At 55.5% G+C, this 26,679-nt stretch carries 31 protein-coding genes; 4 read left to right on the forward strand and 27 right to left on the reverse strand.

Annotated elements, in window-relative coordinates:
• Positions 1-156 precede the first annotated feature (156 nt).
• Positions 157-366 carry a dodecin family protein gene (locus MCACP_RS08195; RefSeq protein WP_106004782.1) on the forward strand — a complete coding sequence of 70 codons (210 nt, stop codon included), beginning with the start codon at positions 157-159 and terminating at the stop codon, positions 364-366.
• A gap of 131 nt (positions 367-497) precedes the next feature.
• Here the strand turns inward: MCACP_RS08195 and mntA are convergent, their stop codons facing one another.
• The 4 genes from mntA to MCACP_RS08215 form a co-directional block, all read right to left on the reverse strand.
• Entirely contained in the window at positions 498-953 is a 456-nt protein-coding gene (gene mntA, locus MCACP_RS08200; RefSeq protein WP_406676305.1) for a type VII toxin-antitoxin system MntA family adenylyltransferase antitoxin, read from the reverse strand.
• Between the two features lie 85 nt (positions 954-1,038).
• Positions 1,039-1,434: a secondary thiamine-phosphate synthase enzyme YjbQ gene (locus MCACP_RS08205; protein ID WP_406676306.1), complete on the reverse strand. Its 396-nt coding sequence runs from the start codon at positions 1,432-1,434 to the stop codon at positions 1,039-1,041.
• Between the two features lie 116 nt (positions 1,435-1,550).
• A complete protein-coding gene (locus MCACP_RS08210) occupies positions 1,551-2,231 on the reverse strand; it encodes a helix-turn-helix transcriptional regulator (protein WP_406676307.1) in 681 nt (226 codons plus the stop codon).
• A gap of 112 nt (positions 2,232-2,343) precedes the next feature.
• A complete protein-coding gene (locus MCACP_RS08215; RefSeq protein WP_406676308.1) occupies positions 2,344-2,736 on the reverse strand; it encodes a RidA family protein in 393 nt (130 codons plus the stop codon).
• A gap of 265 nt (positions 2,737-3,001) precedes the next feature.
• On the opposite strand from MCACP_RS08215, the gene MCACP_RS08220 reads away from it, so the two are divergent.
• Both MCACP_RS08220 and MCACP_RS08225 read left to right on the forward strand, forming a co-directional pair.
• The gene (locus MCACP_RS08220) at positions 3,002-3,280 is read left to right on the forward strand and encodes a UxaA family hydrolase (protein WP_406676309.1); all 279 of its coding nucleotides are present in this window, start codon (positions 3,002-3,004) and stop codon (positions 3,278-3,280) included.
• A gap of 2 nt (positions 3,281-3,282) precedes the next feature.
• Complete coding sequence (locus MCACP_RS08225) at positions 3,283-4,443, forward strand: UxaA family hydrolase (protein WP_406676310.1); 1,161 nt, start codon at positions 3,283-3,285, stop codon at positions 4,441-4,443.
• 114 nt (positions 4,444-4,557) lie between these two features.
• Here MCACP_RS08225 and sigF read toward each other — a convergent pair whose 3' ends face one another.
• The 17 genes from sigF to MCACP_RS08310 form a co-directional block, all read right to left on the reverse strand.
• Entirely contained in the window at positions 4,558-5,340 is a 783-nt protein-coding gene (sigF, locus tag MCACP_RS08230) for an RNA polymerase sporulation sigma factor SigF (protein WP_406678718.1), read from the reverse strand.
• 33 nt (positions 5,341-5,373) lie between these two features.
• On the reverse strand, positions 5,374-5,820 hold the full coding sequence (gene spoIIAB, locus MCACP_RS08235) for an anti-sigma F factor (protein ID WP_406676311.1): 447 nt from the start codon (positions 5,818-5,820) through the stop codon (positions 5,374-5,376).
• On the reverse strand, positions 5,804-6,139 hold the full coding sequence (locus MCACP_RS08240) for an STAS domain-containing protein (RefSeq protein WP_406676312.1): 336 nt from the start codon (positions 6,137-6,139) through the stop codon (positions 5,804-5,806). Before MCACP_RS08240 ends, spoIIAB begins: the two co-directional genes overlap by 17 nt.
• A 98-nt stretch (positions 6,140-6,237) precedes the next feature.
• Positions 6,238-7,470, reverse strand: a complete 1,233-nt coding sequence (locus MCACP_RS08245; RefSeq protein WP_406676313.1) for a D-alanyl-D-alanine carboxypeptidase family protein — start codon at positions 7,468-7,470, stop codon at positions 6,238-6,240.
• 349 nt (positions 7,471-7,819) lie between these two features.
• Positions 7,820-8,983, reverse strand: a complete 1,164-nt coding sequence (locus tag MCACP_RS08250) for a phosphopentomutase (RefSeq protein WP_406678719.1) — start codon at positions 8,981-8,983, stop codon at positions 7,820-7,822.
• Between the two features lie 33 nt (positions 8,984-9,016).
• Entirely contained in the window at positions 9,017-9,904 is an 888-nt protein-coding gene (gene xerD, locus MCACP_RS08255; protein WP_406676314.1) for a site-specific tyrosine recombinase XerD, read from the reverse strand.
• Between the two features lie 121 nt (positions 9,905-10,025).
• On the reverse strand, positions 10,026-10,268 hold the full coding sequence (locus MCACP_RS08260; protein ID WP_406676315.1) for a hypothetical protein: 243 nt from the start codon (positions 10,266-10,268) through the stop codon (positions 10,026-10,028).
• 19 nt (positions 10,269-10,287) lie between these two features.
• Positions 10,288-10,902 (reverse strand): stage II sporulation protein M, encoded by a 615-nt coding sequence (spoIIM, locus tag MCACP_RS08265; RefSeq protein ID WP_406676316.1) that lies wholly within the window; start codon positions 10,900-10,902, stop codon positions 10,288-10,290.
• 65 nt (positions 10,903-10,967) lie between these two features.
• Positions 10,968-11,504 (reverse strand): NUDIX domain-containing protein, encoded by a 537-nt coding sequence (locus tag MCACP_RS08270; protein WP_406676317.1) that lies wholly within the window; start codon positions 11,502-11,504, stop codon positions 10,968-10,970.
• A gap of 67 nt (positions 11,505-11,571) precedes the next feature.
• On the reverse strand, positions 11,572-12,345 hold the full coding sequence (gene spo0A, locus MCACP_RS08275) for a sporulation transcription factor Spo0A (RefSeq protein ID WP_406676318.1): 774 nt from the start codon (positions 12,343-12,345) through the stop codon (positions 11,572-11,574).
• A 106-nt stretch (positions 12,346-12,451) separates the two neighbouring features.
• The gene (gene spoIVB, locus MCACP_RS08280) at positions 12,452-13,771 is read right to left on the reverse strand and encodes a SpoIVB peptidase (protein ID WP_406678720.1); all 1,320 of its coding nucleotides are present in this window, start codon (positions 13,769-13,771) and stop codon (positions 12,452-12,454) included.
• A 158-nt stretch (positions 13,772-13,929) separates the two neighbouring features.
• Positions 13,930-15,606: a DNA repair protein RecN gene (gene recN, locus MCACP_RS08285; RefSeq protein ID WP_406676319.1), complete on the reverse strand. Its 1,677-nt coding sequence runs from the start codon at positions 15,604-15,606 to the stop codon at positions 13,930-13,932.
• Between the two features lie 4 nt (positions 15,607-15,610).
• On the reverse strand, positions 15,611-16,069 hold the full coding sequence (argR, locus tag MCACP_RS08290) for an arginine repressor (RefSeq protein WP_406676321.1): 459 nt from the start codon (positions 16,067-16,069) through the stop codon (positions 15,611-15,613).
• Positions 15,966-16,925 carry an NAD(+)/NADH kinase gene (locus tag MCACP_RS08295; RefSeq protein WP_406676322.1) on the reverse strand — a complete coding sequence of 320 codons (960 nt, stop codon included), beginning with the start codon at positions 16,923-16,925 and terminating at the stop codon, positions 15,966-15,968. Before MCACP_RS08295 ends, argR begins: the two co-directional genes overlap by 104 nt.
• Before the next feature lie 20 nt (positions 16,926-16,945).
• Positions 16,946-17,755 carry a TlyA family RNA methyltransferase gene (locus tag MCACP_RS08300; RefSeq protein WP_406676323.1) on the reverse strand — a complete coding sequence of 270 codons (810 nt, stop codon included), beginning with the start codon at positions 17,753-17,755 and terminating at the stop codon, positions 16,946-16,948.
• Positions 17,748-19,670, reverse strand: a complete 1,923-nt coding sequence (gene dxs, locus MCACP_RS08305) for a 1-deoxy-D-xylulose-5-phosphate synthase (protein ID WP_406676324.1) — start codon at positions 19,668-19,670, stop codon at positions 17,748-17,750. The genes MCACP_RS08300 and dxs overlap by 8 nt, the downstream gene beginning before the upstream one ends.
• The gene (locus tag MCACP_RS08310) at positions 19,667-20,143 is read right to left on the reverse strand and encodes a CNNM domain-containing protein (RefSeq protein ID WP_406676325.1); all 477 of its coding nucleotides are present in this window, start codon (positions 20,141-20,143) and stop codon (positions 19,667-19,669) included. Before MCACP_RS08310 ends, dxs begins: the two co-directional genes overlap by 4 nt.
• A gap of 98 nt (positions 20,144-20,241) precedes the next feature.
• On the opposite strand from MCACP_RS08310, the gene MCACP_RS08315 reads away from it, so the two are divergent.
• Positions 20,242-20,394: a hypothetical protein gene (locus tag MCACP_RS08315; protein ID WP_406676326.1), complete on the forward strand. Its 153-nt coding sequence runs from the start codon at positions 20,242-20,244 to the stop codon at positions 20,392-20,394.
• A 686-nt stretch (positions 20,395-21,080) separates the two neighbouring features.
• Here MCACP_RS08315 and MCACP_RS08320 read toward each other — a convergent pair.
• Genes MCACP_RS08320 through MCACP_RS08345 form a run of 6 tightly spaced genes read right to left on the reverse strand, consistent with a single transcriptional unit; the run spans position 21,081 to position 26,541 of the window.
• The gene (locus MCACP_RS08320) at positions 21,081-22,004 is read right to left on the reverse strand and encodes a polyprenyl synthetase family protein (protein WP_406676327.1); all 924 of its coding nucleotides are present in this window, start codon (positions 22,002-22,004) and stop codon (positions 21,081-21,083) included.
• Positions 21,955-22,206, reverse strand: a complete 252-nt coding sequence (gene xseB, locus MCACP_RS08325) for an exodeoxyribonuclease VII small subunit (protein ID WP_406676328.1) — start codon at positions 22,204-22,206, stop codon at positions 21,955-21,957. The genes MCACP_RS08320 and xseB overlap by 50 nt, the downstream gene beginning before the upstream one ends.
• A 25-nt stretch (positions 22,207-22,231) precedes the next feature.
• A complete protein-coding gene (gene xseA / locus MCACP_RS08330; protein WP_406676329.1) occupies positions 22,232-23,443 on the reverse strand; it encodes an exodeoxyribonuclease VII large subunit in 1,212 nt (403 codons plus the stop codon).
• Positions 23,443-24,285 carry a bifunctional methylenetetrahydrofolate dehydrogenase/methenyltetrahydrofolate cyclohydrolase FolD gene (gene folD, locus MCACP_RS08335; RefSeq protein ID WP_406676330.1) on the reverse strand — a complete coding sequence of 281 codons (843 nt, stop codon included), beginning with the start codon at positions 24,283-24,285 and terminating at the stop codon, positions 23,443-23,445. The genes xseA and folD overlap by 1 nt, the downstream gene beginning before the upstream one ends.
• A 34-nt stretch (positions 24,286-24,319) precedes the next feature.
• Positions 24,320-25,711, reverse strand: coding sequence for an NADPH-dependent glutamate synthase (gene gltA / locus MCACP_RS08340; protein ID WP_406676331.1), 1,392 nt, complete (start codon positions 25,709-25,711; stop codon positions 24,320-24,322).
• On the reverse strand, positions 25,702-26,541 hold the full coding sequence (locus MCACP_RS08345) for a sulfide/dihydroorotate dehydrogenase-like FAD/NAD-binding protein (RefSeq protein ID WP_406676332.1): 840 nt from the start codon (positions 26,539-26,541) through the stop codon (positions 25,702-25,704). The genes gltA and MCACP_RS08345 overlap by 10 nt, the downstream gene beginning before the upstream one ends.
• Positions 26,542-26,679: the final 138 nt, after the last annotated feature.

Below are 26,679 nucleotides of genomic sequence, written 5' to 3' on the forward strand. Positions count from 1 at the left end.
AGTTCCAACTCCAAAGATAAAATCCTCCTGGCTTTAAAAATAAAATCGCCTGAGGTATATTTTCGTCCGGAAATTCTGTTTATTATTCCGTTCGGGAAAGGGATTATTTCATCTGATGGGGGAATAATAAAAAAAACAAGGAAGGGAGGTTTTCCTTTGCACGTTAAGGTAGTAGAGCTGGTGGGCGAATCGCCCCATAACTGGAAGGATGCCGTCCAGCAGGCCGTTGCTGAAGCCAGCCGGGAGGTAAAAAACATTTCTGGCGTCGAGGTTTATAACCTGACTGCCAATGTCAAAGACGGCAAACTAACCGAATTCAAGGCCAATGTGAAAATCGCTTATGCCGATCACAGCGCCGATCTATAAATGTAAGCCCCGGGAATAACCGGGGCTTTATACCAGTTAAAAACTCCAACCCAGGTACTTAACAATGTAGCGGGCATACTGGCGAAAATCATCAAGGTGGTGGTTCATGACATCGGCCACTTTTTCCTGATCTACCTTGCCATACCATCCCTGCTACCCCCAAAGCGCCCTTCGGCCAATCTCTTGCGCAGGTACTGCACCTGGATCTTCTGTATGGGCCGGAAATCAAGGTAATCCCGCATGGTTTTTTCATGGAAAGTTATCCGAACCCGGTTATCGCGGCAGAATAGGAGTTTGCCATCCCGCAGGACTCGATAACGCAGGGGCAGAGGCGCTTCATTAAGGATAACAAAATCCAGGGGTTCCCGCAGCTGCTGCCTCATGGCAACAAGCAGCTCACTTTTATAGCCATAAGGGCCCACCGGCGGTAAACGAAGTTTATCCAGAAAAACGGCCACGTCTACATCGCTCAGTTTATTCGCCGTTCCCCGGGCGTGGGAACCAAAGAGATAAGCAAACTCGATTTCTTCTCTCTTTATAAGGGCCTCCCGCAAGCGTTCTTCCAAGGGGAGGGTGATATCCTCCATTTAGCTCACCGCTTCCATGTCACTACTATCTTCCGTTACAGGTATATTATACCATGAACCTTCCTGGCTGTCGAGGAATTCATCTCTATCCCTGCCATACCTTGATATGCACCTTGCGCCGGCGGGGGCCGTCAAATTCGCAGAAATAAATGCCCTGCCAGGTTCCCAGGACCAGGTTGCCATTATGAACAATCACCGTCTGGCTGCTACCCATGAGAGAGGCTTTGATGTGGGCCGGCGAGTTACCTTCACCGTGGCGGTAACCTCCCGCTGGAACAATTCTACCCAGAGCCGCCAGGATATCGGCCACCACATCCGGGTCGGCATTTTCATTTATGGTCACCCCGGCGGTAGTGTGGGGTATGTAGACCATACAGAGACCTTCCTTTACGCCTGCCTGCTGTACTGCCCTGGCTGCCAGGTGAGTAATGTCAACCATGGCCTCTTTGCTTGGCGTCTGGAGATCAAAGGTAAAAAACATCCTGTCCTACCTCCCGAAAAATGCTGCCGGAAACCCTGCCGGTCTTTGTCTTAAGGACCTGATTCCCGGCCCGCACTTCCATCACCACTACCCAGGTCCACCCTGGTCTTGTTGCCCTATAGTACGGCCCGCCGGTTGCCTTTAAGGGCCCGGGCTTCCTCCAGATAATTATAAATGGTGTACTTGGAAACTGCCAGGGCCTGGGCTACCACATCCACCGCTCCCTTGACCAGGAAAATGCCCCGGTCGTCGAGCATTTCTACAGCCTTAACCTTTTCTTCCCTGGTCATGACCGGTACCGGTTTGCCCAGTTCCTGCAGCACGCTTTCCACCACGTTGTCAACCACTTCGTTGATGTCCCGGGCAAACTGCTCCTGGGTACGTTCAAAACCTGCTTCCGCCAGGTCCTTTAGCTGGCAGAAGTCCTCTAAAATATTTTTCGCCAGCTGGAACTCGGTGAGATCAAAATTAATACAAAGGCAACCAATAATCTTGCCGCTGTTATCGCGAATAAAAATGGTGGAAGATTTCAAGACCTTACCATCCCTGGTCCGGTTAAGATAACCGATTAAATCCTCGGTGGCATCGCCGTAACGTTGCAGGGCTTCCAGCACCAGGTTGGTAACCGGGGCACCGATTTCTCTATTAGTCACCGATCCGGCTTTGAAAATAAGGGATTTGGAAGGCTTGCTGAGATCATGAAGAACAACTTCGCAATTTTTACCAAAGGTTGCTGCTATGCCTTGGGCTACAGGCTTCATAGTTTCCAGGGCCGGATGTAGCGGTCTTGCTACCATAGTAAGCCTCCTACTACAGGTTTGCTTTGAGGGCATCCTTTTCTATCATGCCCGGTGGGGAAGGTCGAGGGGATAAGGCTGGCCAGCCCGCCGGAAGGTCCCAGGCCGGAGATTACTTTTTGTCTAATATTGCTATGGCTTCAATTTCCACAAGTACATCTTTGGGTAAACGGGCCACTTCCACGCAGGAACGCGCCGGGGGTTCCTTGGTAAAATAACGGCTGTATACTTCATTGATGGTACCGAAATCATTCATATCCTTGATGTACAGGGTTGTTTTAACAACGTCATCCAGGCTGGCTCCTGCAGCAGCCAGCACGGCCTGCAAATTGGCCATCACCCTGGCCACCTGCTCGGCTGCCCCGCCTTCTACAACCTGGCCGCTGGCCGGGTCAATGGGGATTTGACCGGAAGTAAAAATAAGATTGCCAACTTTAATGGCCTGGGAATATGGACCAATAGCTGCCGGTGCCCTATCAGTTGCAATAACATTTTTGAGCGACAACTAAACATCATCCTTTCAAGTTTGCCTATAATATTTCCTTTGGTTGGTAATTATTATTCGCTATTACTATAAATTTTCCTGCTCCATCTTATAATTTTTTTGTAATATTTACTTATATTTTTTACGGAAGTTTACTATTTAATTTTGCCTTGACAGTATTAACGAGAGGTCGTACAATAAAAGTGGTCCTACCACAGACCTCACACTTTATGCCTACCGAGTGAAGCCAATCATTCCTTACATTTCCAGAGAGGGGGAACCTGAAGTGAAAAAATTCTTTGTCCATGACAAGCGGGATACCGTTGGCGTGGCCGTAGCCGATATCCAGGCCGGCGAGACGGTAAGCGGATGGGTGATGGAAGACAACTCCATCATTACCGTAAAGGCCTTAAATGACATCAAACTCGGCCACAAGATTGCCCTTAAGGACATCGCCAAAGGTGAAACGGTAATCAAGTACGGCGAACCCATCGGTAAAACTGTAGCCCCCATCGCCAAAGGCGAGCACGTCCACGTCCATAATTTAAAAACTGCGAGGTGGTAAAAATGACCAGGACCAAATTTATGGGCTACCGCCGGGAAAACGGCAGCGTCGGCGTCCGCAACCGGGTAGTAATTTTACCATTAGATGACCTTTCCAATGCTGCCGCCGAAGGGGTAGCCAAACTCATTGACGGTACCATCGCCCTGCCCCACCCTTACGGCCGCCTCCAATTCGGTGAAGACCTGGAACTTCTTTTCCGGACCTTAATCGGTACCGGCTCCAACCCCAACGTAGCGGCCTGCATCGTCATCGGTATTGAACCCAACTGGACCAACCGCGTGGTGGAAGGCATCGCCAAAACGGGAAAACCCGTGGCCGGTTTTGCCATTGAGCGCTACGGCGACCTGAAGGTCATTGAAATGGCCTCCCGTAAAGCCATTGAATTTGTCCAGTATGCTACCGAATTACAAAAAGAGGAATGCGATATTTCCGAACTCATCGTCAGCATCAAGTGCGGCGAGTCCGACACCACCTCTGGATTGGCTTCCAATCCTTCCATAGGCAACGCCGTCGACCGCCTGGTCGATATGGGCGTGACCGTCCTCTTCGGTGAAACCTCCGAGCTCACCGGTGGTGAGCACCTGGTAGCGGCCCGTTGCGCCACCCCGGAGATCCGCGAACAGTTCATGCAGAGCTTTAAATCCTATAGTGACTTTATTATTTCCCAGGGTGTCGATCTCTGCGGCTCCCAGCCTACGGAAGGCAATATTGCCGGCGGTCTGACCACAATTGAAGAAAAAGCTTTAGGTAACATCCAGAAAATCGGCAAGCGGGCCTTGATCCAGGGCGTCCTCCAGCCGGCCGAAGCCCCTAAAGGTAAAGGTCTGTGGTACATGGAAACCTCCTCTGCCGGCGCCGAAGCCATTACCCTTTTCGCTGCCGGCGGCTCGGTCCTGCACTTCTTCACCACCGGCCAGGGTAACATTGTTGGCAACCCCATCATCCCGGTAATCAAAATTTCGGCCAACCCGGTAACGGTCAGCACCATGAGCGAGCACATTGACGTCGACCTGACAGGCCTGCTGCGCCGGGAAATGGACCTCGACGGTGCCGGCACTGCCATCCTGGATATGTTTATGCGTACCTTGAACGGCCGTTATACCTGTGCCGAGGCCTTGAGCCACAAGGAGTTTATCCTTACTAAACTTTACCGTAGCGCCTAGTATATAACCGTCTCACTGCGTCAGGTGCATCCCCAATCGAATAAACATTAATGGGAGGCTGGAGCGAGATGACCCGCAACCAAGCCCCCCATTTGTTTAAGATTAACCATATGATTATTCATTATTATAACAATACCCGCTGTTTCCCTCCGCCTGCAGCAGTTCCCTGATCTTCTCCAGGGCCTGGCGCTCGATGCGGGAAATCTGTACTTGCGACAATCCCATGCGGGCTGCCACTTCGGCCTGGGTTTTATCCTGGAAAAAACGCATGACCAGGACCCGCCGGTGTTTTTCCGGTATCTTTCGCAGTACTTCTTTTATGGCAATTTTATCCAGCCAGGCTGGCTCTTCCCCTTCCTCTGCAGCCAGCTGATCCAGAACATAGATGGGGTCGCCGTCATCCTGGTAAATGGTGTCGTGGATGGACCCCGGCATCTGGACGGCTTCCAGGGCGGCTACTATTTCCTCCCGGGAAAGGTCAAGGGCTTCGGCTATTTCGCTAATAGATGGTTCCCGGCCCAGTTTCTTGGCCATTTCCTCGCGGGTGCGGTTGACCTTGAAGGCTGTCTCCTTTAAAGAACGGCTTACTTTAACGGTGCTATCGTCGCGTAAAAACCGCCTGATTTCCCCTAAAATCATGGGCACGGCATAGGTGGAAAACCGCACCTGGTAGCCCAGGTCAAATTTGTCAATGGCCTTGATCAGGCCAATGGTGCCGATCTGGAAGAGGTCCTCCAGCTCATAGTTGCGATTTTCAAAGCGCTGGACCAGATTGAAAACCAGCTTGAGGTTGCAGTTAATCAACCGCTCCCGGGCTTCTTTATCCCCTGCCTTGGCCCGGCGCAACAGCTCTTCTGTTTCAGCCTCAGACAGAAGGGGAAAGCGGGGCAGGTTCATTTCCGACAAGCGCACTTTAAATCGCCACCCCGGTTACTTTCCAGCCTCTCCTTTGAAGGCTTTGAACATCTTCACCCGCGTCCCCCGGTTGACCTCCGAGGTCACTTCCAGGTCATCCATGAAGGATTGCATAAAGGCGAAACCCAGGCCCATCCGCTCGGGATCAGTGGAGTAGGCCGGCTGCATGGCCATGGCAACATCAGGGATACCGCAGCCTTTATCCTCCACTGTAATTACCAGCCCAGCTGCCGTGCGCTCCACGGTCACCCGTACTATACCCCGGGGTTCTCCCCGATAACCATGGATAATGGCATTGGACACCGCTTCGGAAACCGCAACTTTAATCTCTTCCAGTTCATTCAAGGTCATATCTACCTGGGCAGCAAAGGTGGCTACCGCCACCCTGGCCAGGCCTACGTTTTCCGGCAGGCTCAAAAACTCCAGGGCCATGCTGTTTTCAACTTTAGCTTCGCCAGCCATCAGTCACCCCTCCCACAGTTTCCGGTCCATCGGGATGGATGGTCATAATTTTACTGAGGCCGGATATTTCCAGCAACCGTCTTACCTGGGGTTGGGGCCGGCAAATAATCACCCTGCCTCCCTGATTTTTTAAACGCCGGTAACGGCCCAGGATTACCCCCAGCCCTGAACTATCCATAAAGGTAACTCCTTCCAGATCAAGTAGCAATATTTCCGGGCGGGCGTGATCCAAGCTGGCTTCCAGTTCCCGGCGTAAAAGGTCGGCGCTTTCCAGGTCAACCTCTCCCTTGACCCGCGCCCAGAGTTCTTTACCTTCCATACTAAAGAACACCTGCAAAAGCAAAACCCCCTCGCTGCGTTCTTCGAAGGGGTTTATTCGCTCTCGACCGGCCTACTTCCTGCTAAATAATGGTAAAATTATTGTCGAATGGTGAAAACAGCCTTGATTACCCTGGTAATCTCCTGGCCTAGAGAGGCCCTGGTTACCGCTTCATCAGTTACCAGGTCGACGTGATCTATCTCTTTATCATCCCTGAAGACAGTCACCTGGCCGATTTTCTGACCTTCCTTGACGGGTGCATTTAAAAGCGGCGGTAAGTCTACCCTGGCAGTTACCTTTTCGCCCTTACCCCGGATGCGGCTGATCCGCGCCCCAACTTTAGCCGTAGTGATGGCTTTGACCTGTTCCACCCGGCCCTTGCCTACCGGTACGGTGGCTACCACCTGGCCGGGGCCATAGAGCTGCTGGAAGGCCCACTGTTTATAGGCCCAGTTATAAAGTTTCATGGAATCGGTGAAATGACCGTTAGGAGTCTCCACGCCCATGACTACGGCAATTAAACGCAGGCCGTCCCTTTCGACCGTTGATACCAGATTCAAGCCGGCGGCATCGGTAAAGCCGGTTTTAAAACCATCGGTTCCCGGGTACCAGTAGAGCATTTTGTTGGTATTGTCCAGGATGGACAAGGGTTCCTGGCGGAAGGTGTAGCGCTTGATGGAGGTCCACTCCCGGATTTTGGGGTACTTCAAAGCATAACGGGCAATAACAGCCATATCGTAGGCGGAAGTATAGTTTTGCTCATCGTGGAGGCCATGGCAGTTGGCAAAATGGGTATTTTTCAAGCCCAGTTCTTTGGCCTTGGCATTCATCATGGCCACAAAGGCCTCCTCCGAACCGGCCAGGTGTTCGGCCACCGCTACCGCCGCGTCGTTGGCCGAAGCCACGGCGATGGCAATGAGCATCTGCTCAAGGGGGAAAGTCTCCCCCGCAGCCAGGAAGACTTCCGAACCGCCAAAACTTTCCGCCCGCTCGCTGGTCTGCACCGGTTCATCCAGCCTGGCCTGGCCATTGGCTACCATGTCCATGGCTACTACCATGGTCATCAGCTTGGTCATGCTGGCCGGGTAGTAACGGGCATGGGCATTCTTCTCCCAGAGGACCTCCCCCGTCTGGGGGTCCATGAGGATGGCCCCTTTGGCGTCAAGGTTCAGGCCCGCTGCCTGGTTGCCTGCAGCAGCCTGTGCCGGTTGGGCATCCGCCGGCGGGACCACGGCCGCGTCTGTTGTCCCCGAACTTGCCGCCAGCAGTAACCCCGGAAGCAAGCACAGTCCCAGGATGACCGCCAGTAGTAGAACTCCTGTTTTACGCACCCCACCGCCCCCTTACCAGGCTACCCTGAAAATAACTTCGCACCAGGCTGGCATTGTTTTTGCTCGCTCCCTGGTCCTCGCGGATCAGCCTACGGCTCAGCCTCGGGCTCGGGCGGGGTTCCCGGCCTATTCGGCATCCTTGCCTTTAGAATCCGGCCTCGGACATCCTGTCCTCGGCCCCGCCCTCGCTCCTCGGCTTCACCAAGGCTGCTTAACCGCTCTGACCAAGTCGCTCGCTCCAAACAAATGCCAGCCCGTTATTATCATCCTTCTGATGGTCCCGCATTAGCGTCATGAGGGTCTTGTTCTCTTTTAACTTATATTAGCGAAGGGGGGAAAATATGAGCATTTATTTCACCAATATAGAAGCAAAGCTTTCCCCGGCCAGGTTATAGGGGACATCCAAAAGATCGGCAACAGTAGCCCCCAGGTCGGCAAAGGTAGGGCGCACGCCAATATTTACCGGTCTGATTTGCCTTCCACAAACCAGAAGGGGGACATATTCCCGGGAGTGATCGGTGCTGGGGGTGGTGGGGTCGCAGCCGTGGTCGGCGGTAAGTACCAGGACATCATTCTCGTTTAACGCCTCGAGCAATTCCGGCAGGCGCCGGTCAAAGGCCTCCAGGGCGGCAGCATAGCCGGCCACGTCGTTGCGGTGGCCGTAGCGCATATCAAAATCCACCAGGTTGGTGAAGATAAGGCCGCGCCCGCCTTCCCGCATGAAGTTACACGTCTGGTCGACGCCGTCCATATTATCATGGGTATGAATCCAGCGGCTGATGCCCCGGCCGGCAAAGATGTCTTTTATTTTTCCGACCGCCATGACCTGGAGGCCGGCGTTTATGACGGCGTCCAGCAGCGTAGGCCGGGGCGGTTCCAGGGAAAAGTCCTGGCGCCGGTCGGTACGGATGAAATGCCCCGGTTCCCCGACAAAGGGCCGGGCAATTACCCGGCCTACCGCGTGTTCACCCGTCAGCAGTTGCCGGGCAATTTTACAGTAACGGTAGAGTTCCTGGACGGGGATAATGTCTTCATGGGCTGCTATCTGGAAGACACTGTCGGCCGAGGTGTAAACAATAGGGTAACCGGTGCGCATATGTTCGGCGCCCAGTTCCTCAATAATAACCGTACCTGAGGCCGGTTTGTTGCCCAGGACCTTACGGCCGATGGCCTTTTCAAAGGGCTCGATAATTTCCGGCGGGAAGCCGTGGGGATAAAGGGGGAAGGGCCGTTCTAAAATCAGGCCGGCCAGCTCCCAGTGGCCGCTGGTGGTATCCTTACCGGCCGTCCGGGAAGCCATTTTTCCATAGGCAGCTGCCGGGGCGCCTGCCGGAGCAATCCCCTTGAGGGGAATAATGTTGCCCAGTCCCAGCCGCGCCATATTTGGCAGGTGCAGGTCTACCGCAGCGGCGATATTCCCCAGGGTATTGCTGCCCTCGTCGCCGAACTTTCCGGCATCCGGCAGTTCACCTACACCAACGCTGTCGAGAACGATGATTATAACGCGATCGATGGCCATTGCAGCTATGCCTCCATAAATATGTTCTCACGCCCGGGGATGGGTGCGATCGTAAACCTCACGGATCTTTTTCCTGGTTAGATGGGTGTAAATCTGGGTTGTGCCAATATCGGCATGGCCTAAAAGTTCCTGGACCGAACGCAGGTCGGCGCCGTTCTCCAGCAGGTGGGTGGCAAAGGAATGGCGCAGGGTATGGGGCGTAATTTCCTTTTGCAAGTTGGCCGCCCGGGCATATCCTTTAAGAATTTTCCAGCACCCCTGGCGGGAAAGGCGCCGGCCGTGCTGGTTGACAAAAAGGGCCGGCTCCGTCTTCTTTTTGATTAGTTTTCCCCGCCCGTTCTCCAAGTATGTCCGCACGTGAAAACAGGCCACCTGCCCCATGGGAACCACCCTTTCCCGCGACCCCTTGCCCAGGCAGCGGACAAATTCCCCCTCCAGGTTGACCTGGTCCACATTGAGGGCTACCAGTTCCGAGACCCGCAGGCCTGTGGCATAAAGCAATTCCAGCATGGCCTTATCCCTTAAACCCGCCGGGGTATCCGGGCGCGGCTGGCTGAGGAGCCTCTCAACCTCATCCACCGTCAATACCTGTGGTAGTTTTTTTGTTTGCCGGGGGGATTCCAGGTTGGCCGTAGGATCGCTGTCCACCAGGCGTTCCTTTAATAAAAAGTGGTAAAAAGCCTTCAGGGCCGCCAAATGCTGGGAAATTGTCGCCGGTGCCCGGCCTTCCTGCTGCATTTTCACCAGGTAGGCTACCAGTAAACCATGGTTAACCTCGCGCAAAGATTTCACCCTGCTGTTTTCCAGATACTGCAAAAATTGCTGCAGGTCACTGTTATAGGAAGCCAGGGTATTTTCCGCCAGTCCCCGTTCTACCACCAGGTAGTAAAGGAATTCATCCACCAGCTCACGCACGGCGCACCACCATTCCCCTTAAGTTTACCAAATTATTTCCACATGTGCAGATAAAACTCCTCCATTCGAACCAAAAAAAGCCATAAAAAACCCGCCTGCTCGAGGCGGATTTTTTTATCCCTTATTCACCCCGGTAAAAGCTCCTTAATTTCTCTAATAATCCCTCCAGGTGGGCGGCTTCTCCGGCTGCCGGAGCAGCAGCCGGCTGTTCCTGCTGCCGCACGACAGAAGGGGTGTTGCTTTGCCTTGCCAGGTTGGACCGGCCACTGCCTACCATCTGGCCCAGCAAGACAACGGCCACCAGTATAGCTGCCAGCAGCCAGACAAGTTTTTGCCGCCATTTGCTAATGGTAACAACAATCATCCCCTATCCCTCCAAACTTTTAAAAATAATTGAGTACCACCCTGACAAAAACCGGCGCGAGATATGCCTCCACCAGGCCCCCGCCCGCTACCAGCAGCGTGACCAGCAGCATAAAAAATGAATAGTTTAAGAACCGCGGTAAAATACCCTTTTCACTATAACTTCGCCCGTGCATTAAACCCGTTGAAAAGGAAATGCCCAGCATAGCCGCCACAAATAAGGCCGGGATCTGGATAAGGTTGGGCGGCATGACGGCCATCAGCGACAGGGCCACTCCATGGAAGGCTTTCTGCTGCACCAAAAAACCGACGGTGAAACCAAGGATAAAGCCCTTTAAAAAGACAACGACAATAATCAAGGGTATGCCTATCACCGTCAAACCCAAAAACCATACCAGGCCGATTTCTTTAAGGGCATTGGTAATGGCCTGGTGAACGACTTTATACCCGCTTATATCGCTGCTGTTAAACTGCTGCAACAGGTTATCCAGGTAGGCGGCCAGCTGGATCACCTGTTGTTCTTCGAGGAAGTAAAGGGTAACTGTTCCGGCAATGATTCCTCCCAGGAAAAAGAAAAATATAATCAGATATAAGCCCAGGTTGTCCCTGATGTGCCTGGCAAGGGCCCTTTCCACCTCATTCCCTCCCCGGCCGCTCAGTCAAATATCATCCCCTAGATAGTTATGCCGCCTGGGGATATTTATGCCTGCAAAGTACGGGCGGCGGCCAGCAAACCGGCGATACTCTTGGCATCCTGGATAGTACCCTTAAAGATCTCGGCCACGGCGGCAGCCAGAGGCAGCCGTACCACTTCCAGAAATTCATCGGCATCGGCTTCTTCACGGTGAGGTTCGAGGCCGGTGGCCAGGAAAAGATACATGATTTCATTGGAAAAGCCCGGGGTAGAATAGAAGGTTAAAAGCAGCTGCCATTCAGCCGCTTTGAGGCCTACTTCCTCCGCCAGCTCCCTGCGGGCGCAATTTACCGGTTCTTCCCCGGCATCAAGTTTGCCGGCCGGTATCTCCAGGGTTACCCGGCCAATAGGGTAACGGTACTGGCGGACAAGATAAACGTTTTTTTCTTTATCGAGAGCGATAATTGCTACAGCGCCCGGGTGTTCAACAACTTCACGGCTGGCTTCATTGCCATCGGGTAGCCGTACCCGGTCCCGGCGCAAATTCAAGATCCGGCCTTCATAAATGCGTTCAGAACTCAGCAGCACTTCGGTAAGATTCACGGCTTAATCTCCCTCCGAAAATAAAGATAAGAAACTGGCATTACGCCAGTTCCTCTAACATTTATATTTAATTTACCTTGGCCCCTATTCTGAGTTTATCGGCGATCATAGCAATAAATTCTGAGTTTGTCGGTTTGCCTCTTTCTACATTGATAGTATAACCAAAGAACTTATTCATCATCTCTACGTTACCCCGGTCCCAGGCCAACTCGATGGCATGGCGGATGGCGCGCTCCACCCGGCTGGGCGTGGTCATAAATTTTCGCGCTACCAGGGGATAAAGCTCTTTTGTCACCGCACCTAAGAGGCTTACGTCGTCGATTACCATCAGGATGGCTTCTCGTAAGTATTGATAGCCCTTGATGTGAGCCGGAACCCCCATTTGATGGATAATCTTCGTTACTTCAACATCCATATTGCGACCGTTACGATTTACTTGGGCCGGTGCCGACGGCAGGGTGTAACCGTTGGCCAGCTGCCGCAAACGGTTGCCCAGCACTTCCAGGTCAAAGGGTTTAAGTATGTAATAATCGGCCCCCAGCTCCATGGAACGCATAGTCATGCTCTCCTGGCCTAAAGCCGTAAGGATAACTATTTTCGGCCGCGGTTCGTAGTTTAAATCGTTGAGCCGTTCCAGGACACTGATACCGTCAAGATGCGGCATAATAATATCTAGAATTACCACGTCCGGCTCCTGTTCCTGGATAAGCTGCAGGGTTTCATGGCCATTATGGGCTATCCCCGACAAAATGAAATCCTGCTGCTCATTAAAAAATTCCTCTAGTACTTCACAAAATTCCCGATTATCATCGGCGATTAATACTTTAATGGGGTCTTTCATTGTATTTCATCCCGCCTCCTAAAGACCCGTGTCATTTTAGTCGAGATAGTTTTCGACGCCAATGGGGGATAATCCTTCCAATCGCATAAAGAGGCAAAACTTTTGGTTATCCAACATCAAATTCCATTATATGTAAATTCCCAGGGGATTCGACGGCAGTTCCCCTGGTCGGTGAGACAAGATCTGTTTCCTGCAGCATCCATTCGGCCAGTACGCCGTAGCCCCTGGTAGGATCGTTAATAAACACATGGGTTACAGCTCCCACCAGTTGCCCATCCTGGATAATGGGACTGCCGCTCATACCCTGGATAATTCCCCCTGTTAAGGCCAGCAGCCGGGGATCGGTTATCCGTAAGATAAGTCCTCTACCGCTGGCTCGCTGGTGGAGCATTACCCGTTCTATCTCCACCTGAAACCTTTCTACCTTCTCTCCCTCAACTACTGTTAAGATTTCGGCCGGCCCCGGGCGCACCGTCTCCGCCAGGGCAACCGGCAAAGGCGAGGTAAAATAGCCCGGAATATTACCAGTTATTGTCCCAAATATACCAACTGTGGTATTCTTCTGGATTGTACCGCTAAAACTGCTGTTTTCCAGGAAAACACCTATTTTTTCCCCCGGCTGGCCCCGTCTCCCCTGATGAATCCCCTGGATGGCGGCCGCGACAATCCGGCCGCCGCTGACATTTATTCCCGTCTGGCCGTCGCCGGTAACCATATGCCCTAAAGCGCCGAAGATATTCTTGTCCCGGTCATAAAAGGTTAACGTACCGACACCGGCGGTACTATCCCGGACAAAGATGCCGATCCGGTACCGCCCCGTCTCCCGGCAGTACAGGGGCTGGATATTTAAGCTTAACAAACGCTCATCTCTTCTGACCGTTAGCTTTAAAGGGCGATTGGCCCGGCCGGCAGCATCGATCAAAGAGGCCACTTCCTGATCGCTGCTAACTTTTTGGCCATCAATGGCTATGATAGTATCACCTATTTCCAGGCCGCCCTGCCGCGCCGGGTAAAGCTTGTTGCCCTGATCGTCCGTTACGGCTGCCTGGCCCACGACCATTACCCCTTCTGTTTTTAGCAGGACGCCAATGGCCTGGCCGCCGGGAAAGACACTGACCGGCTGGACCATCTGCACGGTAATATTTTTCAGGGGAATAAGGCCAAATAATTTCAATTGTAGCTGCCACCAGCCCGGGCGACCCTGGCCGGACGTACTGGTTTCATCCAGGCTGTTAACCTGCACTTCTACCTGCCGGGCCAGGCCCGGCGGTAGTTCCCAGTTCAGCTTAAAAGGCGCCGCCGTTGACAGGCGCAGCATCTGGGGCAGACTAAAAAAGCCGCGTACCGGCGGGAGCATTCCTCCATACAATAACAATGCCGCCAGCACCAGGCCGAGAACCTGGTGCCCCAGGCGTTTCAAGGGCACCACCCCCATTCAGGGATTTTATTTTTGCTTTCTAAACATAAAATAACCTCAGGCCGTTGCTTTTATGCTGTTAAAAACGTCCTGAGGAGGAGATATAGCCTGCATTAGGAAGTGTTCAGGGGCTAATTTACGATTTTTAAATGTCATTAACATAAATTTCATTTTTTGGCCCGTGACTGTTCTAAAAGGGTGGCCGCATGCTCCCTGGCAATGGGGCTTGTTTCTCCGGATAACAACCGGGCCAGTTCTTCTACCCTGGCCTCACCCGTTAATTTTTCGACTCTGGTAAAGGTGCGTCCGCCCTGGACAACCTTACTAACCCGGTAATGCTGCCCGGCAATGCCGGCCAGCTGCGCCGAGTGGGTAACGCAGAGAACCTGATGGCGCCGGCCGATGGCCGCCAGGGTTTCAGCCACCGCACGGGCGGCAGCACCACCCACCCCGGCATCAATTTCGTCAAAAATTAAAGTCGGGATCGCGTCGACACCGGCTAAAATACTCTTACAGGCCAGCATTACCCGGGCCATTTCACCACCTGAGGCAATCTGGGCCAGGGGACGGCTCCCTTCTCCGGGATTGGGCTGGAAGAGAAATGTTATCGTATCCATACCCGCAGGGCCGGGCCGGGAGGCTTCTGTACAGGCTATCGTTACCCGGGCTGCCGGCATGGCCATGTCGTGCAAAACAGAGGTTATCGCCGCAGCTATTTTTTGCGCGGCCTCCAGACGCTGCCGGCGTAAACGCAGGGCTGCTTCCCGGTATCTGGCTTCGGCTGCTGCCAATTCTTTTTCCAGGGTCGCAGCCCGGGCCGCCCTTTGTTCCAGTTCCTCCAAAGCTGCCGCCGTTTCCGCCTGGTATTGTAAAATTGCCGCAATATCGGCACCATATTTACGCTTTAAGTTTTTAATCAATTCCAGTCGTTCCTCAATCTCTTTTAATCTCTGCGGGTCATATTCCAGCTTTTCCTCATAGCGGCGCATACCGCGGGCTACCTCTTCCACCTGGGCGGCGGCAGCTTCAAGCAAATTTTGCCATGAGTTTAGGCCGGCGTCAATGGCAGCCATGGTCGCTAGAATTGCCGCTGCCTGGCTGATGCGGTCATAGGCCGCCCTGCCTTCTTCCCCAAAAAGGGCGGCGTAAACTGCTGCAGCCCCTTCAGCCAGCCTGGCCGCATTATTCAGGATCTCCCGTTCCCGGAGTAATTCTTCCTCTTCACCCGGGCTTAAATTGGCGGCAGTTATTTCCTTGAGCTGGTAAGCCAAGAGGTCGCGCTGCCGTTCCCTTGCCGCCGCGTCGCCGCCGAGTTCTTCCAGCTCATTTTGTAAATTCTGCCATTTTATGTAAAGTTCTTTAACTTGCGCCCTCAGGTCCATTAAACCTGCTACGCCGTCAAGGAGATCCATCTGGGAAGCGGGCCTCAAGATGGACTGGTAGGCGTGCTGGCCGTGAATATCGACCAGCAGCTGGCCAATTCTCTGGTACATACTTAAAGTGAGACTGCGGCCGTTAACGCGGCAGCTGTGCCGGCCGCTGCGGCTGATTTCCCGGCTGAGCAAAAGGCTGCCGTCGGCCTCAACTGGGACACCAAATTCGGCCAGGACTTCTTCCAGTCCAGGTATGCCGGCGGTCTGAAAAAGCCCGCGCACCAGGGCTCGTTCGGCGCCGGCACGAATATACTCCGCTGAAGCCCGCGCCCCCACCAGCAGCCCCACGGCATCAACAATGATAGACTTACCGGCGCCGGTTTCTCCCGTGAGGACCGTTAGCCCGGGTTCCAGGTCCAGCTGCAGGGATTCGATCAGGGCAAAATTTTCGATTTGCAGTTCCTGGAGCATGGCCTCACCCTTCCCTGAGCTCATCAAAGCGCTTTAAGACCTCAGCCACGGCTTCTTTGGGTTTAACAATGACCAGGATGGTATCATCCCCGGCTACCGTTCCTATAATCTCCGGCCAGGCCACGTTATCCAGGCAGGAGGCAACGGCATGGGCCGTCCCCGGCAGGGTGCGGATTAAAATCAAGTTTTCACTGTCGTCTACCTTAACCACAGAATCTTGAAAGAGGCGCTGCAAGCGGCCATAGACGTTCACCGGGGGTTGTCCCGGCGGTGCGGCGTAGCGATAAAGATTCTCCCCTGCCGGCACTTTCACCAGGCCCAGTTCTTTAATATCCCTGGAAACGGTAGCCTGCGTCACCTTAAGTCCGTGCTTGATGAGTTCCCGGGCCAGCTGTTCCTGGGTAGTTACCGGGGTCCTGGATATAATTTCCAGGATCAGCTGCTGGCGCCTGGCTTTCGTCATAATGCCGGCTCCCCCCTTCCCGCAATTTTTCCCGTACCAGGCTGTAAAAGGTGTTATTTTTTAAACGAATCAGGCGCGTAGGTACTTCCCATCGCGTCACGGTAACGACGTCGCCATTCTCCAGGCGCCATCCCTGCTGGCCGTCAACAGTAAGCATGACTTCCGCTCCCTGGGCGTGCACATGGACCCTGATCTGCTGTTCCGCCGGTACAACCAGCGGCCGGCTGTAAAGGGTATGGGGACAGATGGGCGTCAAAATCATCACCTGCAGCTGCGGTGATACCAGGGGCCCGCCGGCCGACAGGGAATAAGCCGTGGAACCCGTAGGTGAAGAGATAATAAGGCCGTCAGCCGGGTAAGTGTCCAGGTAAGCCGGGCCGATATAAACCTCCAGGCGGAGCATGCGGGAAAAGGCGCCCTTGGTAATTACCACGTCATTTAAGGCCTGGCAGTAGAGCACCCGGTCCGGGCGCCTGACGGCTCCTTGGAGCATCATTCGCTCTTCCAGGCGGTAATCACCGGCCAGGAGCTTATCCAGGGCGGGATAAAGTTCCGCCAGCTCAATTTCGGTTAAAAACCCCAGGTGACCAAGGTTGACGCCGAGGATGGGCGTAGCGGCACCGGCAACTATCCGCGCCGCCCGCAGGAGGGTGCCGTCACCACCTAAAGCTAAAAGGCAGTCGGCACCTGCCAGCTCTTTTTCCGGCACACCTTTTTCCGGGCAACCCAGGGCGGCAGCTTTGCTGGTGGATACCAGTACCTTCGCACCGCGGTCTTCCAGGTAGGCCATGATTTCCAGGGCTACTTCCCTTGCCCTCGGCTTATCCAGGTTGGCCACCATACCTATCTGCTGCAATTGACTCCCCCGCTTCAAATCTAACGCACTTCCTGATGGGCTGCAGCTACTACCTGTTCAATCAGGTGCTGCCAGTCTCCTGTTGCCAGCCCCTGGCCTTTTAAGCCCAGCCAAAGGAGGAATTCCAGGTTGCCCTCCGGGCCGCTAATGGGGGACCAGGTCAAACCATATATTTTTAAACCCAACCCGGTTACCGCGGTCATTACTTCTTTTAAAACCTCCCGGTGCACGGCCGGGTCGCGCACAACTCCTTTTTTACCGACCCGGCCCGGGCCGGCTTCAAACTGGGGCTTGACCAGGGCAATAATCTCCCCCTCCGGTTTAAGGCAGCGGAGAACGGCCGGCAGGACTTTCGCCAGGGAAATGAAGGCCACATCAATGGTGGCCATGTCAACCGGCTCCCCCAGGTTATCCCGTTCCAGGTAACGGGCGTTGGTCCTTTCCAGGACAATTACCCGCGGATCCTGGCGCAGCGACCAGGCCAGCTGGCCGTAACCGACATCTACGGCATAGACCCGCGCGGCGCCGTGTTTAAGGGCACAGTCGGTAAAGCCTCCGGTGGACGCGCCCACATCCAGGATTACTTTATGGTGCAAATCAATATTAAAAACCTTTAAGGCCTTCTCCAGCTTTAAGCCGCCGCGGCTGACGTAAGGCAGGGGCTGGCCGGTAAGGCGTATCTCCGCATCAACCGGGACCCTCTCCCCGGGCTTGTCTACCGGGATATTGTTGACCAGCACCTCGCCAGCCATAATAGCCGCCCGGGCCTGCTGGCGGCTGCCAAACAGTCCCCGCTGTATCAGCAGGACGTCCAGTCGTTGCCTAGCCACCGGAAATCTCCCTGGTACCCAATTTACGCCTGGTAAGCATCGGCTCTCCCTCCAACACCTGCTGGACGGCCTTGACGATCCCCGCCGGCGTCAAACCTAAGTGTTCCCGTAAAACGGCCGCTTTACCCTGGCGGACAAACTGGTCCTTGATCCCCAGGCATTGCACCCTCGTCCTCACCATACCTCTGGCAGCCAGCAATTCCAGGACGGCGCTGCCAAAACCGCCGGCCAGGACGTGTTCCTCAACCGTCACCAGGCAACCGGTTTTACCGGCCCAGTTGAGAATTAAATCCACGTCCAGGGGTTTAACAAAGCGCGGGTTGATGACTGCCGCTTCAATACCCCCGGCGGCCAGTTCTTCCGCTGCGGCAAGGGCGGCGTAAACCAGGGGCCCGAGGGCCAGGATGGCTACATCCCTGCCCTGGCGCAGGACCTCCCCCTTGCCGATTGGCAGGGGCTGGGCCACACCGGTTAACGGTACACCCACGCCGGCACCCCGTGGATAACGTAAGGCTGCCGGCCCGTGGTGCTGGATAGCTGTAACCAGCATGTGCCGCAACTCCTGCTCGTCTTTGGGAGCCATGATTACCATACCCGGTATACTGCGCAGCAGGGCCAGGTCAAAGAGGCCCTGGTGAGTTTCTCCATCTTCGCCCACCAGACCGGCACGGTCAATGGCCAGGACTACCGGTAGTTCCATTAAAGCAATGTCATGGATTACCTGGTCTATGGCCCGCTGCAAAAAGGTGGAGTAAATGGCTACTACCGGCTTTAATCCCGCAGCCGCCAGGCCGGCGGCCATGGTCAGGGCATGTTGCTCGGCAATGCCGACATCAAAAAAGCGTCCGGGGAAGCGCCGGGCAAAAGGAATGAGCCCGGTACCCTCGGGCATGGCCGCCGTTATGGCCACCAGGCGGTTGTTTTTCTCCCCCTGGCGTACCAGCTCAGCGCCAAAGACGGAGGTAAAAGTCGGCGGTCCCCCGGTAGTTACAGGTTCACCTGTTTCCGGGTCGAAGGGGCCAACGCCATGGAAGCGGCCGGGATGGGTCTCAGCCGGCCGGTAACCTTTGCCTTTGGTGGTAATTACATGGACCAGGACCGGCCCGCGGGTACCACGGGCACGCTGCAGTACTTCTTTGAGCCGGGCTATGCTGTGGCCTTCGATGGGGCCCAGGTACGTGAAGCCCAGCTCCTCAAAAAGCATTCCCGGGACGACCAGGTATTTAAAGCTATCTTTAATCCGGTCAATTATCTTTAACACCCGGGGACCCACGTGGGGCAGGCGGTTGAGGAGATTTTCCAGCTCTTCCTTGCCCCGGGAATACATAGGATCCGTCCGCAGGCGAGAAAGGTAGGCTGCCATGCCCCCCACGGGGCTGGAGATAGACATTTCATTATCATTCAGCACCACAATCAGGCTGGTTTTCAGATGACCGGCATGATTCATGGCCTCAAAGGCCATACCGCCCGTCAGGGCACCATCGCCAATGACCGCGACGACCTGGTAATCCTCACCCTTTAAATCCCTGGCCAGGGCAAAGCCTAAGGCAGCAGAAATAGAGGTGCTGCTATGACCGGTATCAAAAGCATCATAGGGGCTTTCGGCTCGCTTGGGAAAGCCGCTCAAGCCCCCGAACTGGCGTAAAGTGCTGAACTGGGAGCGCCGGCCGGTAAGCATCTTGTGCACATAGCACTGGTGGCCCACGTCCCAGATGATTTTATCCCGGGGTAAGTCAAAAACGCTGTGCAGGGCCAGAGTCAGTTCCACTACACCCAGGTTGGGCGCCAGATGGCCGCCGGTGCGGGCCACCGTCCGGACCAGTTCCCGGCGTATTTCCGCTGCCAGCTTCTCGAGTTCCACGTTATTCAACTTTTTCACGTCAGCCGGTTCCTTAATTTTATCCAGCAGGTTCATGGCCGCCGTCCTTTCTGGTTTGTATAATTAAAGGGGCGCCACCCGGTCAATTTTTCCACGCCGTACAACAACCGGCCTACAAAAAAGATTATATCATTGGCCTGGCGCAGGGCAAATCCCTTGCCCAGAGCTTTACCACCCACGGTCACAGCCGAGATTATGGCCGTCATGATAGTACTGACCAGCACATCTTCCGCTCCATGCTGTCCTGCCAGGCGTAAGATAATTACCGCCCCAACCGCACCGCTCAAGGTACTGCAGACGTCCCCCACCACGTCGGTAGCAAAGCTGGTCACCCGATCGGCGTTGCGCAGCAAACCCAGGGCCTGGCGGGCGCCGGGGATCTTTTTGGCCGCCCGGGCGTGCAGGGGCACTTCACTGGCCGCCGCCGTGGCTACGCCAACAATATCAAAAACAATACCGGCCAGGATAATTAACATCAACAGGACAAATGACAAGATTATGGAAGTCATTCTTCCCAGAAACGCTTGGGAACCATAACCTACGGCCAGGGCTATAAAAAAAGTTCCCCCGCCCATGGTTAGGGCATTTTTCCAGGAGGAACGACTTTGTGATCTGGCCAAATGTGTTTTCTGCCTCCATGAAGGATAAGGATTATGTAATCCTGGTGGGTGGCAGCTGGCCGGATAAATGTTATGGCTTAGGTCCAGTAGGTTTTCCCGGCACCCTACCACGCGTCGCCGCAGTGGCGGTTTCCCTTTAAAGGGTGTCCTGCGCCGTCGCCGGAGGCAGGACTGGATTACCACTTAGCGCATACTTTAATCCCCGGCCAGCCTTACCGGCGGTAAACAGTCTAGGAGTTTTCCTCGACAAGACCGGCCATCTTCTAGCCTCTTTTGCAGTAGTGGTTTCCGCTATAGTCGACAGGTCTTCGGCGAAGACCCTGACAGGTGCTTACCACCCGCATCCACCACTACCGCTCAAGGCAGGCTACGCTGCAGCCAGCACCCTCCGTACCGACTGCAGGTTTCTACCCCAGGCCATAGTAGTTGTTCCTGCCGCAGGAACTTTCCCACGCACCTGGGTCTCCACGGAGGGAGGGTCCACGCCTACATGCCATTGTAGATCGCCCCCCCTCCTTAACTCCCAGCACCAACCCCCGACTGGGCGTCGGCAGCCAGCACCAGGAACTTCATCGGTGTGCCCTTGACGGATTTTTAGGCCCGTCTTCAAAGATGGTGGTCTTGACTAGAATACTGCGCCACCCACCATATAGGCTAAGCAAAAATTTTTCTGCTGGTAGAATGTATTATAAGGTATTTGTCCTTAAACAGCAAGCACCACGGCCAGAAGCCCCTGGTGGCCTCAAGCCGTCTATAGTGCTGGCCGGCAGCCAGCACCGGTATGCCTTTTCTCCCTGCCGCAGACACCTTTATGCTTGGCGTATGACTATCCCTGCCGGTTAAGAACGTAACCAGCGATGAAGAACAAAGGTTCGGCAGCCGGCCCCAGCGAACGGGCTAACCGTTGCGCCTCGACACAAAGTTCGCCGGCTATCTCCCGGGCTTTCTCCAGTCCCAAGCAGGCCGGGTAGGTTGCCTTGCCCCGGGCTGCATCCATCCCGCCTTTTTTACCCATGCGGGTAAAATCGCCCTCTATATCGAGAATGTCGTCGGTTATCTGGAAGGCCAGTCCAAGGTTTTCGCCATAGCGTGTTAATATCGCCAGCTGCTCCTCTCCGGCTCCACTTAAGATGCCGCCCAGGCGCAGGCAGGCGCGGATGAGGCTGCCGGTCTTGTGGGTGTGGATGTAATTAACTGTTTCCAGGGTAACCGGCCGGCCCTCGGCCTCCATGTCCACCACCTGGCCGCCGATCATTCCCTGACTGCCGGCAGCGGCGGCCAGCTCGCCGATGGCCTGGAGAACTTTTACCGCCGGGATGCCGTCCGGCACCTGGCTCAAAACGGCAAAGGCCTGGGTGAGAAGGGCGTCCCCGGCCAGCAGGGCGATGGCCTCACCGAAAACTTTATGGCAGGTAGGCCGGCCGCGGCGAAAATCGTCATTATCCATGGCCGGCAGGTCATCATGGATGAGGGAATAGGTATGGATGAGCTCCACCGCGCAGGCGGCCGGCAGCAGGGGTTCCGGGGGACTGCCTACAGCCTCACCCGCCGCCAGGACCAGAATGGGTCGCAACCTCTTCCCTCCGGCGAAAAGGCTGTAGCGCATGGCCTGGTGAACGGCCGGGGGATAACTCTCCGCCGGCGGCAAGCTTTTTTCCAGGGCTTCCTGAACCAGTTGCCGGCGGGAAGCCAGATAACTTTCAATCTCCGTAACCCCCACCCCCGGATAGAGAGATTTCCTTAAGTACAACTTCGCCTTCCTGGACCAGAAGGGCCTGGAGTTTGCCCTCCACTTCCTGCAGGCGCTGTCGACACAGGCGCACCAGCCTGATCCCTTCCTGGTAATAGGTCAGGGAATCCTCCAGGGTCAGGCCTTCTCCTTCCAGGGCCCGGACGATACCCTCCAGTTTCTGCAAAGCCTCTTCGAATTTCAGCTCTTCGCCTTCAGGCATGCTTTAGTTCCTCCCAAACGATACATTAACCCCCGTCCACATCCTCCACCTGACACAGGAGGCGGCCCTGGCTTAAGACTACTTCCACCCTTTCCCCGGGAGCCACCTCCAGGCTGCGCCGGATGGGGGGACCGCCGCCGGGACGCCGGCAGACGGCATAGCCGCGGCTTAAGATGGCCAGGGGACTGGCGGCCTCCAGGCGGGCCGTTAACAGCTGCAGGGCCTGTTCCCTGGCCCCGGCATGGCGCTGCCAGGAAGCCAGCAGGCGCTGTTCCAGCCCATCCAGGTATTGCTGGCGATAATACAGTTCCTGCTGGGGCCGCGCCATGCCGCGGCTTTTAACCATGCGTTCAAGCTTTGCTTGCGCCATTTGCAGGCGGTGCTCCATTCCCCGCCGGGCACGGGTAGCCAGGATATTCAGGCGCTCTTCCAGCTCTTTTTTTACCGGGACGGCCATCTCGGCGGCTGCTGAAGGGGTTGGTGCCCGCCGGTCGGCCACCCGGTCGGCCAGGGTGAGGTCCGTCTCGTGCCCAACGGCAGCGATCACCGGCACCGGGCAGGCATAAATGGCCCGGGCGACGATTTCGGTATTGAAGGCACTCAAGTCTTCGGCCGAACCGCCGCCGCGGCCGATGATAATCACGTCTACCCCGCCCAGTTTGCCCAAAAGTTCCAGGGCCCGGGCCAGTTCAAAGGGAGCTGTATCCCCCTGGACGGTAGCCGGGGCCAGCACCAGGTCAATGCCGGGAAAGCGCCGCCGGCTGACGGTCACCATATCCCGCAGGGCGGCACCGCTCGGTGAGGTCACCAGGCCAACCCGGCGCGGCAGGAGGGGCAAGGGACGTTTGCGTTCGGCGGCAAAAAGGCCTTCCCTTTCCAGGCGGGCCGCCAGCTCATGCAGGGCAAGAGTAGCCATACCCATTCCGGCCGGATAGATTTCGGCCACATAAAGCTGGTAGACGCCGTCCCGGGGATAAATGGCTATGTGACCCCTGACTATTACCTCCAGACCGTCCTGGAGCGATATACTCAAGCTCCGGCTGCGGCCCTGGAACATAACACAGCGCAAAGCAGCCACCTGGTCCTTCAAGGTAAAATAGAGGTGACCCGACACCGGACGGCGCAGGTTGGAGATCTCTCCCTTGACCCAGACGTTGGCCAGGCGGCCGTCGTTGCCTATCAGGCGCTGCAAATAGGCGGTGAGTTCCCTCACCGCCAGGACCCGCTGCCCGGACACTAGCGCCGGGCCGCCTCGACTGTATTTTTCAGCAGCATGGCAATGGTCATGGGACCAACTCCCCCGGGCACAGGGGTAATCCAGCTGGCTTTTTGCGCGGCGCTCTCGAAGTGGACATCCCCTACCAGCTTTTTCTCGCCTACGCGGTTGATGCCTACATCGATGACTACCGCGCCCTCTTTGATCATGTCGCCGGTGATCATCTCCGGCTTGCCCACGGCAGCCACCAGGATGTCGGCCTGGCGGCACTCCTCGGCCAGATTTTTGGTGCGGGAGTGGCAGATAGTTACCGTGGCGTGGTGGGCTAAAAGCATCATGGCCATGGGTTTGCCGACGATATTGCTGCGGCCAACGACGACTGCTTTTTTACCTTTGGGATCAATCCCGGCCTTATCCAGGAGGACCATGCAGCCATAGGGCGTGCAGGGATAAAAACACTTGTCGCCAATAACCAGGTTGCCGACATTGGCCGGACTGAAACCGTCGACATCCTTTTCCAGGGCGATGGCGTCGATGACGGTTTTTTCGTCAATATGCTCGGGCAGGGGCAGCTGTACCAGGATGCCGTGAATCTGGGGATCGTTATTGAGCTGTTTGATTAAGTCCAGGAGTTCGGCCTGGGTGGTCTCTCTCGGCAGGCGGTGGACTACCGAGTAAATGCCGACTTCTTCGCAGGCGCGGTGCTTGTTGCGCACATACACCTGGGAAGCGGGATCGTCGCCGACCAGGACGACGGCCAAACCGGGAGTAATCCCCTGCTCTTTCAACCTGGCTACTTCCTGCTTGACTTCTTCCCGTACTGCGGCGGCAATCTGCTTGCCGTCCAGGATTTGGGCTGGCATGGCACTAGACCTCCTTCAGGTTATAAATAGGATATTACTTCTCCCGCAAATACTTGTCTATGGCCCGCGCGGCGGCTTTGCCAGCGCCCATGGCCAGGATTACCGTTGCCGCCCCGGTGACGATGTCGCCGCCGGCAAAGACGCCCTTCCTCGAAGTGGCGCCGGTAGCCTCGTCGGCGGCAATGGTCCCCTTGCGGGTAAGTTCCAGGCCCGGCGTGGTCCTTAAGACCAGAGGATTTGGTCCCTGACCGATAGCCATAACCACTGTATCTACTTCCATGTCATACTCGGAACCCGGGATGGGCACCGGCCGCCGGCGGCCGGAGGCATCCGGCTCGCCAAGTTCAAAGCGCTGGCAGGTCATGCCCGTCACTACTCCCCGGTCGTCACCGTAGATTTTCACCGGGCTGGTAAGAAGATGGAACTTGACCCCTTCTTCTTCGGCGTGCTCTACTTCTTCCTTGCGGGCCGGCATTTCGGCTGCCGAGCGGCGGTAAACAATATAAGACTCTTCTGCTCCCAGGCGCAGGGCAGTACGGGCCGCGTCCATGGCCACGTTGCCGGCGCCGATTACAGCCACCCGCCTGCCCACCTTGATGGGGGTGGCATAGCGGGGGAATAGATAGGCCTTCATCAGGTTGGTCCGGGTGAGGAATTCATTGGCCGAGTAAACGCCCAAAAGGTTTTCCCCGGGTATCCCCATAAAGTGGGGCAGCCCGGCTCCCGTACCGATAAAGACGGCATCGTAGCCGCTGGCGAGGAGTTCGTCCACGGTGGTAACCTTGCCGACAACGGCATTGGTCCGGATTTCTACTCCAAGCCGGCGGATGGAGTCGATTTCCTGCTGGACAATTTTTTTCGGCAGGCGGAATTCAGGAATGCCATACATCAGTACGCCCCCGGGCACATGGAGGGCTTCAAAGACCGTTACCTGGTGTCCCATCCGCGCCAGGTCGGCCGCGGCGGTCAAACCGGCGGGACCGGAACCGATTACTGCTACCTTAAAGCCAGTGGCCGGGGCCTTGCGTACGGCCGCCGCTTCGCCCTTAGCCATCTGGTAATCTGCGACAAAGCGCTCCAGGCGGCCGATGGCTACCGGCTCATGCTTCTTGCCCACGGTACAGTATTTTTCGCACTGGTTTTCCTGGGGGCAAACCCGCCCGCAAATAGCCGGCAGGTTGTTTTTTTCTTTTATTTTAGCAATGGCGCCATCAAAATCCTTCTCCTTAATCAAGCTGATAAAGGCGGGGATGTCCACCTCGACCGGGCAACCCTGACGGCAGGGGGCCTTTTTACACTGGAGGCAGCGCTCGGCTTCGGCCAGGGCCATCTCTTCGGTATAGCCCAGAGCTACTTCATTAAAGTTGTGAATACGCTCCTGCGGATCCTGAGAAGGCATGGGAGTTTTTCTGGGAATTAATGGCATCCGCAGCCACCCCCCTCGTGGAACTTGATAATCCTTTCCTCTTCTTCTCTATACATGTTCATCCGCCGCAAGGCCAGCTGCCAGTCTACCTGGTGGCCGTCAAATTCCGGCCCGTCGACGCAGGCAAATTTGGTCTCCCCGCCGACGCTGACCCGGCAGGCGCCGCACATACCGGTACCGTCCACCATAATGGGATTCATGCTGACAATAGTGGGTACGCCAAAGGGCCTGGTAGTTTCCGCCACAGCCCGCATCATGACCACCGGGCCGATACCCCAGACCCGGGCTACATTGCCCCGTTCTTCCAATACCTGCTTTAAGAGGTCCGTTACAAAGCCGTGGTGGCCGTAGCTGCCGTCATCGGTGGCCACCAGCAGCTCGCTGGAAACGGCGCGCATTTTGTCTTCCCAGATAAGCAGTTCCTTTGTCCGGGCGCCTATAATAGAAATTACTTCGTTGCCAGCTTCCTTTAAGGCGCGGGCTATGGGATAAACCGGGGCCACGCCGACGCCGCCGCCCACACAAACAACCCGGCCGTAATTTTCAATCTCCGAGGGCTGCCCCAGGGGACCGACAAAGTCGGCGAGAGCATCCCCCGCCTCCAGGGTACCCAGGCGCCGGGTGGTGTAGCCTACTTCCTGGAAGATAGTAGTAATGGTGCCCCGGCTGCGATCAAAATCAGCGATTGTTAGAGGAATGCGCTCCCCCTCTTCGTCTATCCGGAGAATAATAAATTGTCCGGCCCGGGCTTTAGCAGCCACCTCCGGAGCTTCAATCTCCATTAACTTGATAACCGGTGACATGACTTCTTTCCGTACAATACGGTACACGGGCTTCCCCTACCCCCTTACAAGTTAAGCTATCAAAAATTAGTACGTAATATTAAATATAACCTTAATTATATTCGCTGTTAAAACCCATATTCCTGCTAATAATCCTTGACCGCTATCCCTGCAGGGTTTAAGATA

Origin of the sequence: Neomoorella carbonis (assembly GCF_045278715.1) — a bacterium.
GTDB lineage: Bacteria > Bacillota > DSM-521 > Neomoorellales > Neomoorellaceae > Neomoorella > Neomoorella carbonis.

Bases quoted from the DNA above. Each gene is read 5' to 3' on its own strand.
- mntA (WP_406676305.1), bottom strand. From the start codon at position 953: ATGGAGGATATCACCCTCCCCTTGGAAGAACGCTTGCGGGAGGCCCTT.
- MCACP_RS08205 (WP_406676306.1), bottom strand. From the start codon at position 1,434: ATGTTTTTTACCTTTGATCTCCAGACGCCAAGCAAAGAGGCCATGGTT.
- MCACP_RS08210 (WP_406676307.1), bottom strand. From the start codon at position 2,231: ATGGTAGCAAGACCGCTACATCCGGCCCTGGAAACTATGAAGCCTGTA.
- MCACP_RS08225 (WP_406676310.1), top strand. From the start codon at position 3,283: ATGACCAGGACCAAATTTATGGGCTACCGCCGGGAAAACGGCAGCGTC.
- sigF (WP_406678718.1), bottom strand. From the start codon at position 5,340: ATGAACCTGCCCCGCTTTCCCCTTCTGTCTGAGGCTGAAACAGAAGAG.
- spoIIAB (WP_406676311.1), bottom strand. From the start codon at position 5,820: ATGGCTGGCGAAGCTAAAGTTGAAAACAGCATGGCCCTGGAGTTTTTG.
- MCACP_RS08240 (WP_406676312.1), bottom strand. From the start codon at position 6,139: ATGGAAGGTAAAGAACTCTGGGCGCGGGTCAAGGGAGAGGTTGACCTG.
- MCACP_RS08260 (WP_406676315.1), bottom strand. From the start codon at position 10,268: ATGATTGTTGTTACCATTAGCAAATGGCGGCAAAAACTTGTCTGGCTG.
- spo0A (WP_406676318.1), bottom strand. From the start codon at position 12,345: ATGAAAGACCCCATTAAAGTATTAATCGCCGATGATAATCGGGAATTT.
- recN (WP_406676319.1), bottom strand. From the start codon at position 15,606: ATGCTCCAGGAACTGCAAATCGAAAATTTTGCCCTGATCGAATCCCTG.
- argR (WP_406676321.1), bottom strand. From the start codon at position 16,069: ATGACGAAAGCCAGGCGCCAGCAGCTGATCCTGGAAATTATATCCAGG.
- dxs (WP_406676324.1), bottom strand. From the start codon at position 19,670: ATGAACCTGCTGGATAAAATTAAGGAACCGGCTGACGTGAAAAAGTTG.
- MCACP_RS08310 (WP_406676325.1), bottom strand. From the start codon at position 20,143: ATGACTTCCATAATCTTGTCATTTGTCCTGTTGATGTTAATTATCCTG.
- xseB (WP_406676328.1), bottom strand. From the start codon at position 22,206: ATGCCTGAAGGCGAAGAGCTGAAATTCGAAGAGGCTTTGCAGAAACTG.
- folD (WP_406676330.1), bottom strand. From the start codon at position 24,285: ATGCCAGCCCAAATCCTGGACGGCAAGCAGATTGCCGCCGCAGTACGG.
- gltA (WP_406676331.1), bottom strand. From the start codon at position 25,711: ATGCCATTAATTCCCAGAAAAACTCCCATGCCTTCTCAGGATCCGCAG.